Source organism: Pseudomonas sp. TE3911 (genome assembly GCF_054062775.1).
This window is the reverse complement of record NZ_JBSSFP010000001.1, coordinates 86,279-102,196: the sequence shown is the minus strand read 5'-3', so window position 1 is coordinate 102,196 and position 15,918 is coordinate 86,279. Positions and strand designations below refer to the sequence as shown.

The following is a 15,918-nucleotide window of genomic DNA, read 5'->3' as shown; positions in this document are numbered from 1 at the left end:
ATGCGTCATTTATGGCCGGCAGGCCCACAGTTCGAGCTTATTGAATGCATTCACAGGCCCCTGACGGTGGTGTGCCCTCGTTGTTGGAAGCGTTGCGCACAGGCACGGCCCTGCTGCATGTAGCGCTGGAAAAGCGCCTGCCGTTTTTCAGCGAATACCTGGATGCCGACTGGTTTCGACGCTTGCTCCAGGCGTATTACGGGTTTTATGGGCCAATGGAAGCCGCGCTGTACGATTGTGAGTTGATCCCTGATGGCTATGACACAGAGCTGCGTGTGAAAACGCCCACTCTGTTGAGCGATCTTCTCGCCCTTGGCCTGAATGACATGGCTATCAACGACCTGCCCCGCTGCACCCAACTGCCGCTCCTCGATACCCCTGCTGCCTGCCTGGGCGCCTTGTATGTGCTCGAAGGCGCTACGCTGGGCGGCCAGGTACTGCGCCGGGAAATGGCTCAGCGCCTGGATCTGGACGCCGATAACGGCGGTGCGTTTCTCAATGTGTATGGCCCCGAGACTGGTCGGCGCTGGAAAGACTTTCTCGACTATCTGGGCCACCAGCCGCTGGACGCACCAGCCAAACAACACGCGGTAGACGCGGCCCGTTCGACATTCCGCTGCTTTGAGCAATGGCTCGACAGCCAGGAGGTATTGCTATGAAACCCGATGATTTTGAAGAGCTGCTTGCCAACTGTGCGGACGAGCCTATTCGCATTCCGGGGGCCATCCAGCCCCATGGTGTGTTGCTGACGCTGTCTGACCCCGGCTTGCAGATCATCCAAGTCAGCGCCAACGTCGCCAGCCTGTTCAATCATGCACCGGAGACGCTGCTGGACCAGCCGCTGCACCGGTTGCTGGGCGCAGAGCACGCTAAGGCTGTGCAACACATGGTCGAGCACAACAACTTTATCGACGCGCCGCCGCTGCACGTTACTTTCAACGGCACCAAGTTCGATGGCCTGCTGCATCGCCATCAGGGCGTCCTGATACTGGAATTCGAACCCTTGCTGGAAAATTTCCAGCCGCGGGCAATGAATCGTCGCACCAGTGATTTGGGCAAGATGCTGCAACGTTTGCAGGCGGCGAAAACCCTGCAAGCGCTGTACGAAATCAGCGTGCATGAAATCCAAGCCATGACCGGCTACGACCGCGTGCTGATCTACCGCTTCGAAGAGGAAGGCCACGGCCAAGTGATCGCCGAAGCGTCCGCGCCGTCCATGGAACTGTTCAACGGGCTGTTCTTCCCCGCGTCCGATATTCCCGAGCAGGCCCGCGAGCTGTATCGCACCAACTGGTTGCGCATCATTCCCAACGCGGCCTACGAGCCAGTGCCACTGCTGCCCAAACTGCGCCCGGACAACGGTGAGCCGCTGGACCTCAGCTTCGCCACCCTGCGCAGTGTGTCGCCGATTCACTGTCAGTACATGCAGAACATGGGTGTGCTGTCGTCCATGAGCATCTCGCTGATGAAGGGCGACAAACTCTGGGGCCTGATCAGCTGCGGCAACCGTGAACCGCTGCTGGTGCCCAACGAATTGCGTACCGCCTGCCAGACCATCGGCCAGGTGTTGTCATTGCAGATCAGCGCCATGGAAGCCTTGGACCTGAGCCGCCAGCGCGAGGAAAAAGTCGAGTCCCTGGCGTTGCTGGATCAGGCGATGAAAGCCTCGGCGGACAACGTGTTCGATGGCCTGGCCCTGCAAGGCCAAGTGCTGATGGACCTGACCCTGTCCGGCGGTGTGGCGATCATCGAAGACAAGCAACTGCACCGCTACGGCAACTGCCCGGAACCGGCGCAGATCCGCGCGTTGCACAAGTGGCTTCAAGAGAGCGGCGATACGGTGTTTTCAAGCCATAACCTGGCCTCCGTCTACCCGCCGGCCGCTGAGTTTCAGCAGATGGCCAGCGGTGTCCTGGCCATGAGCCTGCCTAAACCGGTGGATAACGGTGTGCTGTGGTTCCGCCCGGAAGTGAAGGAGAACATCAACTGGAGCGGCGACCCGAACAAGCCACTGGATCTGGAAAACTCCGACGCTGGCTTGCGCCTTCGCCCACGCACTTCGTTTGAAATCTGGAAAGTGGAAATGGCCGGCATCTCCACCAAGTGGAGCCATGGTGACCTGTTTGCCGCCAATGACCTGCGTCGCTCCGCCCTGGAAAACGACCTGGCACGCCAAGTAGCGCGTGAGCAACAAGCCGTGCGCGCCCGTGATGAACTGGTGGCGGTGGTATCCCACGACTTGCGCAACCCGATGACGGTCATTTCGATGTTGTGCGGCATGATGCAAAAGGCCTTCAGCTCCGATGGCCCACACACGTCGCGGCGGATTTCCACGGCCATCGACACCATGCAGCAAGCCGCCGGGCGTATGAATGTGCTGCTGGAAGACTTGCTCGACACTTCGAAAATCGAGGCCGGGCGCTATGTGGTCAAGCCAGTGGCGCTGGATGTGAGCCAGATGTTCGAAGAGGCTTACTCGTTGCTCGCACCGCTGGCGATGGAAAAAGGCATCGACCTTTCGTTCAGCGCCGAGCCTGATCTGGTGATCAACGGCGACCCTGAGCGGATGTTCCAGGTGCTCTCGAACCTGATCGGCAACGCCATCAAGTTCACGCCGCGCCAAGGCACTATCGGCATCAGTGCCATGAGCAATGGTGAGGAGACCGTGTTTTCGGTGCGCGACTCCGGCGAAGGCATTGCGCCGGAGCAATTGCCCCATGTGTTCGACCGCTATTGGACCCAGACCGAAAACAATCCAACGGGCAGTGGCTTGGGGCTCTACATCACCCAGGGCATCGTCCACGCCCACGGCGGCAAGATCATTGCTGAAAGTGAAGTGGGGCGCGGCAGCGAGTTCCGGTTTACGGTGCCGAACGTAATTGAAAACTCACCGACCTAAGCGCCAGCGACCTTGTGGCAAGGGGTCTGTGGCAATAGCCAGGCATGGCCTGCTCTAGAGAGCGGGCCTCAACGTCCGTCATATCTTGCAGCAGGGCGTTTATAGCTCGACGCCCCTCCTCCTCTATAAGTTTGTCGCCACTTCGCTCAACAGGGCGAAGTCACCCTCGACTGATAGAAGGATACTTCCATGCTCGGCCCTATAAATTCTCCCCCTCTGCCTGCTCAATACCCCACTGCACCGCATGACGACGCCCCCCTTCAACGCAATAAGCGCAGCATCGACGGCCCTCAATCGCAGCTCGAACCTCAGGACGCTGACGGTTCGGCGCGCGATGGCCGACACAGGAATACCGGCAGCCTAGACAGCCTGGGCAAGGGCAACTTGCCTTAAACCGTCGTACGAGGGGCAGTGCACTGCCCCTCGTCTTTGTAGGTCGTCGCGTCTTAACAAAACACTGACATCCGTTGCGCTAATCTTTCCGGTTCAACCCTGGCCGGAGCCTTTTACTGCATGCCACATCCCGACACCTTGCCCGCCGTACTCGCCGGCCCTCTGCTGCGGCGCCTGGCCCCCCAACGCTTGGTGTTGTGGCTGGTGGGAAGCCGAGCATTAACCCTGACCCTGAGGCTGCAATCTGCCGAGCAGCACCTGGATATCCCGCTGGGCCAGGACCAATGCCAAGTCGTGCAGGTGGGTCGCGAGGCGTTTGTCCATCTGATTGATATACGGCTGGAAAAGGCGCTGCCGCAGGATGTGATCATCGACTATGACTTGCTCGTCGACGGCACCGGCATAGCCCAGTGGGCGCCCCACTTGCTGTACGCCAACGCCCAATACCCGAGCTTCGTGCTGCACAGCCGTATCCATCAACTGGTGCACGGCTCGTGCCGCAAACCTCACCACAGTGCCGACGAAGGCCTGCTTTGCGTTGATCGCCTGCTGGCCAATGCGCAGAACCCAACCGAACGCCCGGCCTTGTTGATGATGAGCGGCGACCAAGTGTATGCCGACGATGTCGCCGGGCCGATGCTGCGAGCGATCCATGGGCTGATTGCGCGCCTGGGCCTGTTCGACGAATACCTGGAAGGCGCCGTGGTAGACGATAGCGCCAGCCTCTACGGGCATCACGCCAGCTACTACAACCGCGCCGATCTGCTCCCGGCGCTGGACAGCAACGAGACCCTGCGTGAACGTTTTTTTGGCGGCGTGAAAAAACCGATTTTCACCAGCAGCACCGCCGACAACCATCTGGTGACCTTCGCCGAAGTCATGGCGATGTACTTGCTGGTGTGGTGGTCGCCTGCGCCTTGGAACCTGATCACCCCACAACCGCCGCAACTGAGCGCCGAGGAGTCATCGCGCTATGCGCGCGAGCAAGTAACGCTGGATACATTCCGTGAGGGTTTGCCGGACGTAGCACGGGTGTTCGCCCACCTGTCCACCTTGATGATCTTTGACGACCACGACATCACCGACGACTGGAACCTCAGCGCCCAATGGGAAGAAACCGCCTACGGCCATCCGTTTTCCAAACGCATCATAGGTAACGCGCTGCTCGCCTACCTGCTGTGCCAGGGTTGGGGGAATAACCCGGATGCCTTTGTTGAGCTGGTGGGCCAAACGCAGACACTGGTCACCCACACGCAGGATAATCACTTGGACGCCCTCGCGCAGGACCAGTTGGTGGAGACTCTGCTGAAGTTCCAGCAGTGGCATTACGTCCTGCCCACAACGCCGGCCTTGGTGGTGCTCGACACCCGCACCCGGCGCTGGCGCAGCGAATTCACGCTCAAGCACCCATCAGGCCTCCTTGACTGGGAAGCCTTGAGCGAACTGCAACAAGAGCTGCTCGATCATCCCTCAGCCATCATCGTCTCTCCCGCGCCGATTTTTGGCGTCAAGCTGATCGAGACCGTGCAAAAAATCTTCAGTTGGTGCGGCCATCCTTTATTGGTGGACGCCGAGAACTGGATGGCTCATCGCGGCGCAGCTCAGGTCATCCTCAACATCTTCCGCCACTCGCGCACGCCGGGTAACTACGTGATCCTCTCGGGCGACGTGCACTACTCGTTTGTCTATGAAGTGCTGATCCGCCACCGCAACGCCGGCCCCAGAATCTGGCAGATCACCAGCAGCGGCATCAAGAACGAATTCCCACCCCGATTGCTGGAATGGTTCGACCGCCTCAACCGCTGGCTTTATTCGCCGCGATCGCCCCTGAACTGGTTCACTCGCCGCCGCACCATGCAGGTGGTCCCCCATATCCCGGAACATGCCGAAGCCGGTGAACGGTTATGGAATTCGGCCGGAATTGGCCAAGTGTTTTTCAACGAGCGGGGGCAGCCTGAGGCTATTTACCAGCACAACGCGGACGGCAACCCTCGGACGAGGATGGTGGCGCCGCAACAATAGCCAATAGCCATCACCCAAAAGCAGCATACCCACTCTATTCAAAGCGTTTAATCCCTGCTGTACAGTAGCCCCAGCCACGGAGTATCGGCGACAACATTGGCAGGCCTAGGCGCCTGCCCACGCAAGGAATGCGCAGATGGACGATACTTCCGGCAACAACCCGCTGGACCATGATTTTTCCCACCTTAACGCCGACATGTTGCATGCCGTGCTGGAGCTGGTCAGCGACGGCATCTGGGACTGGAACGCCAATACCGGGTTCGTCTACCGCAACCCAGGCTGGTACGAAATGCTGGGCTACCCTCGCCATTCCCTGGAAAACAACGTGTTTACCTGGGAAAACGTTATCCATCCGGACGATTACCCCCGTGTGATGACGGTGTTCGATGACTACGTCCACCAGCGTACCCCTCACTACCAAACCGAATACCGTTGCCGCAAAAAAGATGGCAGCTACCTGTGGATCGAGGATCGCGGCTATGTCATTGCGCGCAATGAGGACGGCTCGGTAGCACGGATGGTGGGCGCCCATCGCGACATCGATCTGCGCAAATCCTCCGTTGAACAGTTGGAGCGACGCAATCAATCCCTTGAGGCACTGGTGGCCGAGCGGACGCGCGAGCTGTCGCGGGTCAATCAGCAATTACAACTACAGCTGAACGAGAACCGCTCCCTGGCCGAACGGGACGCCCTCACTCTCGTCGCCAACCGCTACCGCCTGGAAAAAGTACTGCTGGAAGAGTGCGGCCGCGCACAGCGTTTTCGCCTGCCGTTGGCATTGATCGCGGTGGATATCGATGACTTCAAACCAATCAATGACCGACATGGCCACGGCGTGGGCGACCAAACCCTGGTGCACGTCGTGGAATGCCTGGAGAGCTGCATTCGCCCAGGCGACCTGGTGGCCCGGTGGGGGGGTGATGAGTTTATGGTGGTGCTGCCCAAAAGCTCACTGGAAACCGCCAGGGCGTTGGCTGAGAACATCTGCCGAACGATGCGCAAGATCCCGGTGCGCGGTGATCTCACCGTCACCCTGAGCCTGGGCGTGGCCGAGCGCCGCATGGATGAATCCCCCGCCGCCCTGATGGCGCGTGCCGACCAGGCACTGTATCGCGCCAAAGCGGCGGGGAAAGATGGGGTGTCGGAGTAGTTCAAGCCCGTCAACGCACTGGCGGCGGGTACTGAATGCCGCCTCTGCTCCACAGCGCATGAGGCCGCGCTTGACGGGTTCAGCGCGTTGCCACAAACGACTTTTGGCAATGGCTCCTTCCGATTTGGAATGACCCGGCGACTTTATTTCGTTTGCGACAAGGGCTGGCCTGCGGCTTAGATAAAACGACGCCCGCCACTGCCGAGTCCGAGATTCATGAGCCGCGAAACCATCAGCCAGTCGATTTCCATCGTTCATCCCATCAGCCTCAGCCACGGCAAGAACGCCGAAGTCTGGGACACCACGGGCAAGCGCTATATCGATTTTGTCGGCGGCATCGGCGTGCTTAACCTCGGCCATTGCCATCCCGGTGTGGTGGAGGCTATTCGTGAACAAGCGACGAAGTTGACCCACTCTGCGTTCAACGCCGCGCCGCACAGGCCGTACATCGAACTCATGGATCGACTGACAGCGTTTATCCCAGTGAACTACCCCGTCAGCGGCATGCTCACCAACAGCGGCGCGGAAGCCGCGGAAAATGCCTTGAAGATCGTCCGCGGCGCCACCGGCCGCACTGCAGTGATCGCCTTTGACGGTGCCTTCCACGGCCGCACCCTGGCCACTCTCAACCTCAATGGCAAAGTGGCGCCCTACAAACAAAGGGTCGGCGTCCTGCCCGGCCCGGTGTATCACCTGCCCTACCCCAGCGCCGATAACGGCGTGAGCTGCGCTGAGGCACTGAAGGCTATGGATCGACTGTTCAGTGTGGAAATCGATATCAGCGACGTAGCATGTTTCATCATCGAACCGGTGCAGGGCGAAGCCGGATTCCTCGCCTTGGATATCGAGTTCGCTCAGGCGCTGCGGCGCTTTTGCGATAAACACGACATCCTGTTGATCGCTGACGAAATCCAATCCGGCTTCGGCCGAACCGGCCAGCGTTTTGCCTTCTCGCGCCTGGGGATAGAACCGGACCTGATCCTGCTCGGCAAAAGCATCGCCGGCGGCGTCCCCTTGGGCGCAGTGGTCGGGCGCAAGACGTTGATGGATAACCTGCCCAAAGGTGGGTTGGGCGGTACGTACTCCGGCAACCCCATTGCCTGCGCAGCGGCGCTGGCCACCCTCGATGCAATGACCGATGAGCATTTGCAGGAGTGGGGCTCGCAGCAGGAAGAAGCGATCGTCGGCCGTTATGAAGCCTGGCGTTCGCAGCGCCTGTCGCCGTACCTGGGCCGACTGACCGGCGTCGGCGCCATGCGCGGCATCGAGCTGACCAGCACCGACGGCACGCCAGCGCCTCAGCAACTGACCCAATTGTTGAGCCTGGCGCGAGACGCCGGGTTGCTATTGATGCCCAGCGGCAAGTCGCGGCACATCATTCGCCTGTTGGCGCCACTGACCATTGAGCCTGCGGTGCTGGAAGAAGGACTGGATATTCTTCAAGCGTGCCTCAAGCAATTGGTTTAACGCCCGTATCCGCCGGTCGGCAGCCTTGCGCCGCGATAGGGGCATTGTGCTGCCTTGACCTGATCCCCCTCCCCCCTGAAAATGCGCGACGCTTTTTTGTCTTCCCCGTTTACTGAAGTAGTGAAATTTCAATGTCCGATTCTTACACCGAACACTCCGCCGAAGAATCCGTAGTCGCCTTGCACGCCAAAGCTGAATACGAAAACGCCATCAATCTTTCACAGCACGTGCCAGCCGCCAAGATCATCAGCGAGATGGTGCTGGACGCCTTTCACACCTCCAAGGAAAGCGACCAGATCCGCGAACTGCGCGTCGCCATCCGCCAGGCCCACGACGCCTTCGACGACGACAAGGCCTACGACCTGATGGGCCAGCTCAAGCAGCTCAAGGACGCCGAAGCCGCCGATAACATCGCGCTGGAAGACCTGAGCAGCAAATTCTCCATCAGCCGCATCCTGTCCAGCTTCAAGGACGACCCCGAGTTTCAGGAACTGGTCTACGGCCTGGCCCTCAAGGTGCTGAACCAGTCTCACCAGGCCATCAGCAACCCAAGCGCCGGCAAGGGCAAGGCGGCTCGCCCCAAGAAAGAAGCTGAAGTGTTTGTGATCAGCAAGGACGGCATCAGCGTCACGCTGCCGCTGCGCACGCCACGTTCCAAGTTGAACGTCGACCGCGAGGCGTTCGAGTTCCTGGGCTTCAGCTTTGTGGGTGAAGGCGATGAAGCCGAGCTGCAAGTCGATAGTTTTGTGGACAACGCCGGCGTCGAGCAGCCGCTGAGCCGCAAGAGCGTGATTACTGCACTGCAACAGCAGACGGCGTTTGCGGGTTACAGCATCGCGCAGCAGTAACCAACACCCTCGGATCAATGTGGGAGTCCTCTCCCACATTTTTTTTGCGCGGTGTCAGCTGGCGCCCTGAATCTGCGCCGCAAACACTTCGCGAAACCGCGCCATCTCCCGCTTATTCCCCACCGTGACCCGCACCCACTGCGGCCAGTTTTCCCACACTCGTCCGATCAGTACGCCGTGGGCGGCCAGTGTGTCGATGACCTGCTCTGCCGGGCGCTTCACGTCAATCATGAAGCAGTTGGCCTGGGATGCCGTGCAAGTGAAGCCACGGCCCTTAAGCCAGGTGATGGTTTCTTCGCGCAGTTGCGCGTTGAGCGCCTTGCGTTGGGGCAGCACCTTCACATCTTCCAGGCTGGCGAGGCCGCCGAGCAAGGACGAGCCGGCCGGGACGTTGTCGCCGCCGAATACCGCCAAGCGCTCCAACAGCGCCGGGTGGCCGATCGCCAGGCCCAGGCGAGCGCCAGCCATGCCGTAGATTTTCGAGAAGGTACGCAGCACCAGCAGATCGTCGTGGTCCTTGACCCAGCTCACCACGCTTGGGGTATCGGCGAAGTCGATGTAGGCCTCATCCACCACCAGCACACAGCCTTTGGGTTTGTTCGCCAAAGCCTGGCGGATGGCCTCGGTCGGCGTCACGGTGCCCGTCGGGTTGTTGGGGTTGCACAGGTAGAGCATGCCGGCCTGGGGGTCAGCCGCGAGCATGGCCTGGACGTCGTGGGCATGCTCGGCGTTGAGGTTCACTTCTTTCACCGGCGCCTTGCGTGATTTGGCGGCCTGGCGTGGTACCTCGTAGGACGGCGTCGCCATCACCAGGCCCCGGGTTTCGCTGGTAAACGCCAGCACCGCGTAGCGCAGTGCGGCCATGGAGCCGGAAAACACCGCCACTTGATCTTCGGCAATCCCTTGTTGCTGTGCAAATAACTCGGCCAGGGCGTACATGTGTTTGTACGGATAACGCCCTGCAGTGTCGATGCCGCGCTGCATCGCTTCGCGGGCCGCTGCCGAGGGCCCGTAGGGACTTTCGTTGTAGTTGAGCAGCACCTTGTCAGTCTTGGTTGCCGACGACGCGGCCACCGCCCAATCCAGGCGCCCGAGTAAAGGCAGGGCGGCGCCGAGGGCGAGAAGGGATCGACGACTAACGCTGACCATGGTGACTACTCCTTGTAGGCGGATGATGGATTCGCACTGCTCGTACAAGTGAGTATGACGAGACAATACGCAGCGGATTTAACCGAGCGCCCATGAAAAAGCCCCGTACGACTTTCGACGACGGGGCTTTTTCATGGGCGGGCTTTCAGTGCTCCCAATAGTCCGCGATGGGGTATTTGGCACACAAATGCTCAAGTTCAGTGCGCAATTGCGCCTGCGCAGTGGGCTCGAAGTGGTACTCGTATTCACCAAGCGGCGTCACCTGGTTGAGTACCCGGCACACCAGATCGACGACTTGCCGACAGCCATCGGCATCCACATTGCGTTGCGCCATGGAACCTGTGCCAATACACAGGCCGCTGGCAACGGCAGACGAACGGGTCTCGCCGGGTACGCGACTTTTATTCACAACGATTCCGCAGCCTTCCAACGCCGACTCAGCGATAGCACCGGTCATGTCCCCGCGCAAACGAATCAACACCGTATGGTTTTCGCTGCGCCCACCGACCACGTCATAGTCATGGGCCTGAAACGCGTAGGCCGCTTCGTCGGCCAGGGCGCGAACCCGCCCCATGCAAACGTCGAATTCCGCCGTCATTGCATAGCCGAGCGCCGCGGCTTTTGCGGCGATCATATTGACCGCCGGCGCGCCCTGCATACGCGGGAAGACGGCTTGATCCAGCACACGGCTGAAAGTCGCCTTCAAGCCAGGCACCTTGGTATGGGCGTCGCGACCGGACAGGATCAGCCCACCACGCGGGCCACCCAACTGTTTGTGAGTGCAAGTGGTCGTGACGTGAGCCGCGTTAATCGGGCTGGGGTGGCGACCGGTCACAACCAGCCCTGCGATATGGGAAATATCGGCCAACAGGATCGCGCCTGCTTCATCGGCAATCGCACGAAACCGCTCGAAATCCAGCACACGCGAATAAGCCGATGCGCCGCAAATGATGATCCGTGGACGATGGGCCAGCGCCAGGCTGCGCACCTGCTCGTAATCGATAAGGCCCTCGGCAGTGGTGCCGTAGCGAATCGCTTTGTAGTAGGCCCCGGTAAACACGGCGGGGCTGCCGTGGGTCAGGTGACCTCCGTGATCGTGGGCCATGCCCAGCAAGGTATCACCCGGCTCAAGCAGGGCGGACAACACTTGAGCGTTGGCGTTGGAACCCGAGTGCGATTGCACGCCGGCGTAGTGGGCGTCGAACAGTTCACGCGCCCTGCGGATCGCCAGGGACTCAACCAGATCGACATTCTCGCAGCCGGCGCGATGACGCTTGCCGGGCGCGCCCTCAGCAGTAACGTTGACGAGTGCGGACGCGGAAGCCGCCAGGGTGCGAGGCTTGACTGCACAGGAGGACGCGACCAATGACAGCGTGCGATGTTGGCGCGCCACTTCGGCGTCCAGCAGCATCGCCAGTTCCAGGTCCTCGGCGCGCAGGTCCGCCATGCCTCGGCGCAACAGATCAGCCTGATCCTGCAGGTGTACGGTATTGAATGCCATGGCGGGTGTCCTTTCCTTGGTCGCTGCGTATCAGTTCGTCCTGAACCGTGGCGTTCAATTAAACAGGAAATTAAACATTTTCCAAATTAAATGTTCGCTTTTGTCCCCCCTTACCGAGCGGATGGCCATTTGCCTTGCGCAATGCGGATCCCTCGCATCCGGGACTTTATTGTTAGGTCGCACGCGTGCAACACTTGCGCCCGCCGCGACGTATGAAACGCCCTGGATGGGCGTTTCACTGTTGAAACAATCTACACGGCGTCTTCAAAGATCGACGGTTTTTACTATAGGGAAGTGGTGAGCGCGTGATGCACAGACGAGAAAAAACCGAGCATTTGAAGAGCAACATCAAGTACTTGATCAAGAGCCGTGGCGAGACCCAGCTGTCGCTGTGCAACGCCGCCGGCCTGACCCGCACTACGATCTACAACATCCTCGAAGGCAAGGTCGTCAATGTTCAGCAGTCGACCCTGCGCAAGATTTCCGACTTCTTCGGCGTGTCCTACGAAGAAATCGAGACCATCGATTTTGAAGCCAAGGAAATCATCGAGAGCAGTGCCTCGCCCCAAGGCAACATGAACCCCGCAGCCGTGCCGGTGCTCAAGCAAAGCCAGGTCATGCAGCACCTGGATAAGCGCATTGGCGAACTGGCTACCCTCTTCCCGCTCACGTACTACTTCGGCACCTCCCACAACCTGATCGGCGTGCGACTGGAGCGCCCTATACCGGGTGCGAATGAGCCGGGTGACCTGTTGATCATCCAGAAGGGTTCGTCGAGCGACGATAAGGAAAAACTGGTGTTCGACAGGGCTACCCACACGCTGTTCATCAGCCGTGAAGCCTGCGCCAGCTCAGAACGTCTGTGTGTACTGGGGGATATCATTGAGGAGCGCTTCAATGACCACGTATGAGAGCGAGATCGAAAACAGCAAATACAAACTGCTGGGCTTCGAAAATGACAAGCGCCTGGCGGTGATCATGATCATCGCCACGGGCAAGATCATTCGGGTCAAGTTGAGCGAAGTCTTAAACAGCGAAATCATGGATAACTTGAATAAAATGGAAGTTAAAAACCTGTACAAGAAGTACTACTCCCAAGCGGGCACGGTGACGGCGTACGACCTCAACGATCGCAATGAAAGTTCGTGGATGATCTACATCATCCTCAACCTGCTGCTCTTCACCTTTTACATCTTCACCAGCATTGCCGCGACGAAACCGATCTACATCGAGTCCCTCGACATCATCGTTACGCCGGGCACTTTCCTATACCCGCTGACCTTCCTGATCGTGGATCTGCTCAACGAAAACTTTGGCCTGAGGCTCGCCAGGAAGGCCATCCTGTTTGCCTTTGCCAGCAACGCGATGATCATCATTTTGCTCTACGGCTCCACCTTCTTACCCGGCTTGCCCGGTTGGAAACTCGACGGTCCCTATAACGATGTGATTGTGCAGGTGTCGTCGGTGTTGATCGCGTCGTCGGTGTCATTCCTGGTGTCGGAAAACATCAACTCGTATTTGCTGTGCAAGATCAAAGAGCTGACTAACTCCAAATACCTATACCTGCGCATCTTCCTCAGTACGTTCTTTGCGGTGATTATCGACAGCTTCCTGTTCTGCTTTATTGCATTCTACGGCGCCATGCAGACCAGCGATATCCTGAGCATGATCTATGTGCAGATCGCAATTAAGGTGGGCTTTGCGTTCTTTAATATTCTGCCGGCCTATGGCGCGCGTTCGTTGTTCAAGCGCTATATCACCGGCAACGCTGCCTGATTGAAACACGCCGATGGGCCTTGCCCATCGGCTTCATCACCTTAGTTCAGCTGCAACTTCTGCTTCAGGTTCTGCATGACATCTGTCTTGTTCTGCAGGTACTCATTCAAGCCCCGTGCACGCAGGTTGCACGCATCACACTCGCCACAGCCACTGCCTAGGACGCCGTTGTAGCAGGTCAGGGTCTGCTGGCGGACCAAGTCCAGTTGCTGGTGGTAATCGGCCAAGGCCCAGGTCTCGGCTTTGTTCAGCCACATCAGCGGGGTTTCCAGGCGCACGTCGTATTCCATGCCCAGCCTGAGTGCCTGATTCAGCGCCTTGACGAATTCATCGCGGCAGTCCGGATAACCGGAGAAGTCGGTTTCGCACACGCCTGTAATGACGGTCTCGGCTTTCACCTGGTAGGCGTAGATTGCCGCCAGGGTCAGAAACAGAATATTGCGCCCCGGCACAAAGGTGCTGGGCAGGCTTTCACCTGAGCTGTTCACGGTCGGCACAGGAATGTTGTCGCGGGTCAGGCTGCTGATGGCCAGCTCGTTGAGCAACGACACGTCCATCACTTTGTGAACGGTGGCCCCCAACTGCTTGGCAAGCTGCTGGGCGACTTCGACTTCCGCCACATGGCGTTGGCCGTAGTCGAAGGTAATGCAGTGCACTTCATCGTAGTGCGGCAGTGCGTGGATTAAACAGGTGGTGGAGTCTTGTCCGCCACTGAACACGATTACGGCTTTTTTACTCATCGTTCTGCGTCCTGCATGGGTAGGATGTGGGCATAGTTTAAAGGTCACTCAATAAAAAACCCCGCGCTTCTTTCGAAGGCGGGGCCTTTTGCTACTCAGACACTCAGTGTGCGTAGGTCAGCAACAGCTCTTTCGGCACTTGGAAATCCAGGGACATCATCACGCTGAGCGCGGTGATGGTGAAAATCGAGAACACGAACAGCTTGCGCGCCCAGACGGTGTCATCCACCGCCTTGTAGCCTGTCCAGGCCATGTACAACCAGTACATGCCCATGGCAGCCGCGACGGCGAGGTAGCTCATGCCGGCGTAGCCACTGAAGGTCAACATCAAGGTCGCCACAAGGAAGGCCAGGATGTAGAGCAGGATATGTTTCTTGGCAACCTGGATGCCACGCTTGACCGGCAAAACCGGAATCGATGCAGCCAGGTAGTCGTTGAAACGGAAGATCGCGATGGCGTAGGAATGCGGCATCTGCCACAGGCTGAACATCACCAGCAGCACCAGCGCGGCCATGTCGAAGCTATTGGTTACAGCCACATAACCAATCACCGGCGGCATCGCCCCCGACAGACTGCCCACCAGCGTGCCGTGAACCGACTTGCGCTTGAGGTACAGGCTGTAGAGGCCGACGTAGATGACAAAGCCGATCACGGCAAACAGCGCCGCCAACGGGTTGGCCACCTTGTACAACAGTGCCACACCGGCAACACCCAAAACGGTCGCGTAGATCAGTGCCAGCTTCAGGGAGATAAGGCCCTGGACCAGCACGCGATTCTTGGTGCGCTCCATCTTGATATCGATGTCACGGTCGATGCAGTTGTTGAAGACACAACCGGAAGCAACCACCAGGGACGTACCGATCATCGCAGCCAGGAAGATGGCCAGATCGACATGTCCCTTGGAGGCCAGGAAGAAACCGCCCGCCACAGAAAGCACGTTACCGAAAATGATCCCCGGTTTGGTGATTTGGATAAAGTGCTTAAGCGACATCGGGTCTTACCTCACTTCGCCATCATGAACGTATGGATGCTGAACATGATCCATATCGACAAGCCAACCAGCAGCAGGATTACTAAGCCTGCGAACACGAACGCAATCACGTTATCGCGCTGCTCTTTAGAACGATCCAGGTGCAGGAAGTACACCAGGTGAACCAGGACCTGAATCACCGCGAATGCCAATACGATCATCAAGGTGATCGACTTCGGCAGGGTCGGGTACATCACCAGACCGAACGGGATGAGCGTCATGGATTACCGACAGGATGAAGCCAATGGCGTACGACTTAACGCTGCCGTGGCTCGAATCATGGCTGTCATGGTCATGGGAGTGTGCATTAGCCATTACAGAGTCCCCATCAGGTAAACAACGGTGAAGACGCAGATCCAGACCACGTCCAGGAAGTGCCAGAACAGGCTCAGGCAAGTCAGGCGAGTCTTGTTGGTGTTGGTCAGGCCGTGTTTATTGACCTGATACATCATCACCGCCATCCACAGCAGGCCGGCAGTAACGTGCAGACCGTGGGTGCCGACCAGCGTGAAGAACGCCGACAGGAAACCGGAACGGTGCGGGCCGTAGCCTTCGGAGATCAACAGGTGGAACTCGTTGATCTCCATGCCGATGAAGCCCAGGCCGAACAGGAAGGTCATACCCAACCAGGTCAGCACGCCTTTCTTGTTGCCCTTGTAGAAGGCCAACATGGCGAAGCCGTAGGTGATCGAACTGAACAACAGCAAGGCGGTTTCGCCGAGCACGTAAGGCAGTTCGAAGATGTCGTGGCCCGACGGGCCACCCGCTACGTTGTTTACCAGTACCGCGTACACCGCGAAGATCGACGCAAACAAGATGCAGTCGGTCATCAGGTAGAGCCAGAAACCGAAAACGGTCATCGGCCCCGAGTCGTGGTGATGGTCATCGTGCCCATGGTCATCGACATGGGCGTGTCCAGCATTGGTCACTAAGTTCGACATGG

Annotated in this window: 13 protein-coding genes and 1 pseudogene; 8 read left to right on the top strand and 6 right to left on the bottom strand. The window is 58.8% G+C overall.

What is annotated here, in order from left to right; all coding sequences use genetic code 11:
* Nucleotides 1-44: 44 nt before the first annotated feature.
* From ACVWXD_RS00470 to ACVWXD_RS00445, 6 genes are all read left to right on the top strand, one after another.
* Nucleotides 45-659 (top strand): biliverdin-producing heme oxygenase, encoded by a 615-nt coding sequence (locus ACVWXD_RS00470; RefSeq protein WP_260368105.1) that lies wholly within the window; start codon nt 45-47, stop codon nt 657-659.
* Nucleotides 656-2,899, top strand: coding sequence for an ATP-binding protein (locus ACVWXD_RS00465; protein ID WP_260368104.1), 2,244 nt, complete (start codon nt 656-658; stop codon nt 2,897-2,899). Before ACVWXD_RS00470 ends, ACVWXD_RS00465 begins: the two co-directional genes overlap by 4 nt.
* Nucleotides 2,900-3,412: 513 nt before the next feature.
* Nucleotides 3,413-5,314, top strand: a complete 1,902-nt coding sequence (locus ACVWXD_RS00460) for an alkaline phosphatase family protein (RefSeq protein WP_457370573.1) — start codon at nt 3,413-3,415, stop codon at nt 5,312-5,314.
* A 136-nt stretch (nt 5,315-5,450) separates the two neighbouring features.
* Entirely contained in the window at nt 5,451-6,464 is a 1,014-nt protein-coding gene (locus tag ACVWXD_RS00455; RefSeq protein WP_286819971.1) for a sensor domain-containing diguanylate cyclase, read from the top strand.
* 216 nt (nt 6,465-6,680) lie between these two features.
* On the top strand, nt 6,681-7,931 hold the full coding sequence (locus ACVWXD_RS00450; RefSeq protein ID WP_457370572.1) for a 2-aminoadipate transaminase: 1,251 nt from the start codon (nt 6,681-6,683) through the stop codon (nt 7,929-7,931).
* Nucleotides 7,932-8,062: 131 nt separating this feature from the next.
* Nucleotides 8,063-8,779: a hypothetical protein gene (locus tag ACVWXD_RS00445; RefSeq protein ID WP_401384071.1), complete on the top strand. Its 717-nt coding sequence runs from the start codon at nt 8,063-8,065 to the stop codon at nt 8,777-8,779.
* Nucleotides 8,780-8,833: 54 nt separating this feature from the next.
* Here ACVWXD_RS00445 and ptaA read toward each other — a convergent pair whose 3' ends face one another.
* Together ptaA and ACVWXD_RS00435 are read right to left on the bottom strand one after the other, a co-directional pair.
* Entirely contained in the window at nt 8,834-9,928 is a 1,095-nt protein-coding gene (ptaA, locus tag ACVWXD_RS00440; protein WP_181640479.1) for a pyoverdine biosynthesis transaminase PtaA, read from the bottom strand.
* 145 nt (nt 9,929-10,073) lie between these two features.
* Nucleotides 10,074-11,429: a serine hydroxymethyltransferase gene (locus ACVWXD_RS00435; RefSeq protein WP_401384069.1), complete on the bottom strand. Its 1,356-nt coding sequence runs from the start codon at nt 11,427-11,429 to the stop codon at nt 10,074-10,076.
* A gap of 308 nt (nt 11,430-11,737) precedes the next feature.
* Here ACVWXD_RS00435 and ACVWXD_RS00430 point away from each other — a divergent pair, with 308 nt between their 5' ends.
* Together ACVWXD_RS00430 and ACVWXD_RS00425 are read left to right on the top strand one after the other, a co-directional pair.
* The gene (locus tag ACVWXD_RS00430) at nt 11,738-12,340 is read left to right on the top strand and encodes a helix-turn-helix transcriptional regulator (protein ID WP_095186382.1); all 603 of its coding nucleotides are present in this window, start codon (nt 11,738-11,740) and stop codon (nt 12,338-12,340) included.
* A complete protein-coding gene (locus ACVWXD_RS00425) occupies nt 12,327-13,205 on the top strand; it encodes a queuosine precursor transporter (protein ID WP_032885624.1) in 879 nt (292 codons plus the stop codon). The genes ACVWXD_RS00430 and ACVWXD_RS00425 overlap by 14 nt, the downstream gene beginning before the upstream one ends.
* 41 nt (nt 13,206-13,246) lie before the next feature.
* Here the strand turns inward: ACVWXD_RS00425 and queC are convergent, their stop codons facing one another.
* The 4 genes and pseudogenes from queC to ACVWXD_RS00405 all read right to left on the bottom strand — a co-directional run bounded on the left by queC (nt 13,247) and on the right by ACVWXD_RS00405 (nt 15,916).
* Entirely contained in the window at nt 13,247-13,945 is a 699-nt protein-coding gene (queC, locus tag ACVWXD_RS00420; protein ID WP_260368099.1) for a 7-cyano-7-deazaguanine synthase QueC, read from the bottom strand.
* A 103-nt stretch (nt 13,946-14,048) separates the two neighbouring features.
* Nucleotides 14,049-14,936: a heme o synthase gene (gene cyoE, locus ACVWXD_RS00415; protein ID WP_014719864.1), complete on the bottom strand. Its 888-nt coding sequence runs from the start codon at nt 14,934-14,936 to the stop codon at nt 14,049-14,051.
* 11 nt (nt 14,937-14,947) lie between these two features.
* Nucleotides 14,948-15,290: pseudogene (gene cyoD / locus ACVWXD_RS00410) on the bottom strand (cytochrome o ubiquinol oxidase subunit IV).
* Nucleotides 15,290-15,916, bottom strand: coding sequence for a cytochrome o ubiquinol oxidase subunit III (locus ACVWXD_RS00405; RefSeq protein ID WP_032885622.1), 627 nt, complete (start codon nt 15,914-15,916; stop codon nt 15,290-15,292). The pseudogene cyoD and the gene ACVWXD_RS00405 overlap by 1 nt, the downstream one beginning before the upstream one ends.
* Between the last annotated feature and the right edge of the window lie 2 nt (nt 15,917-15,918).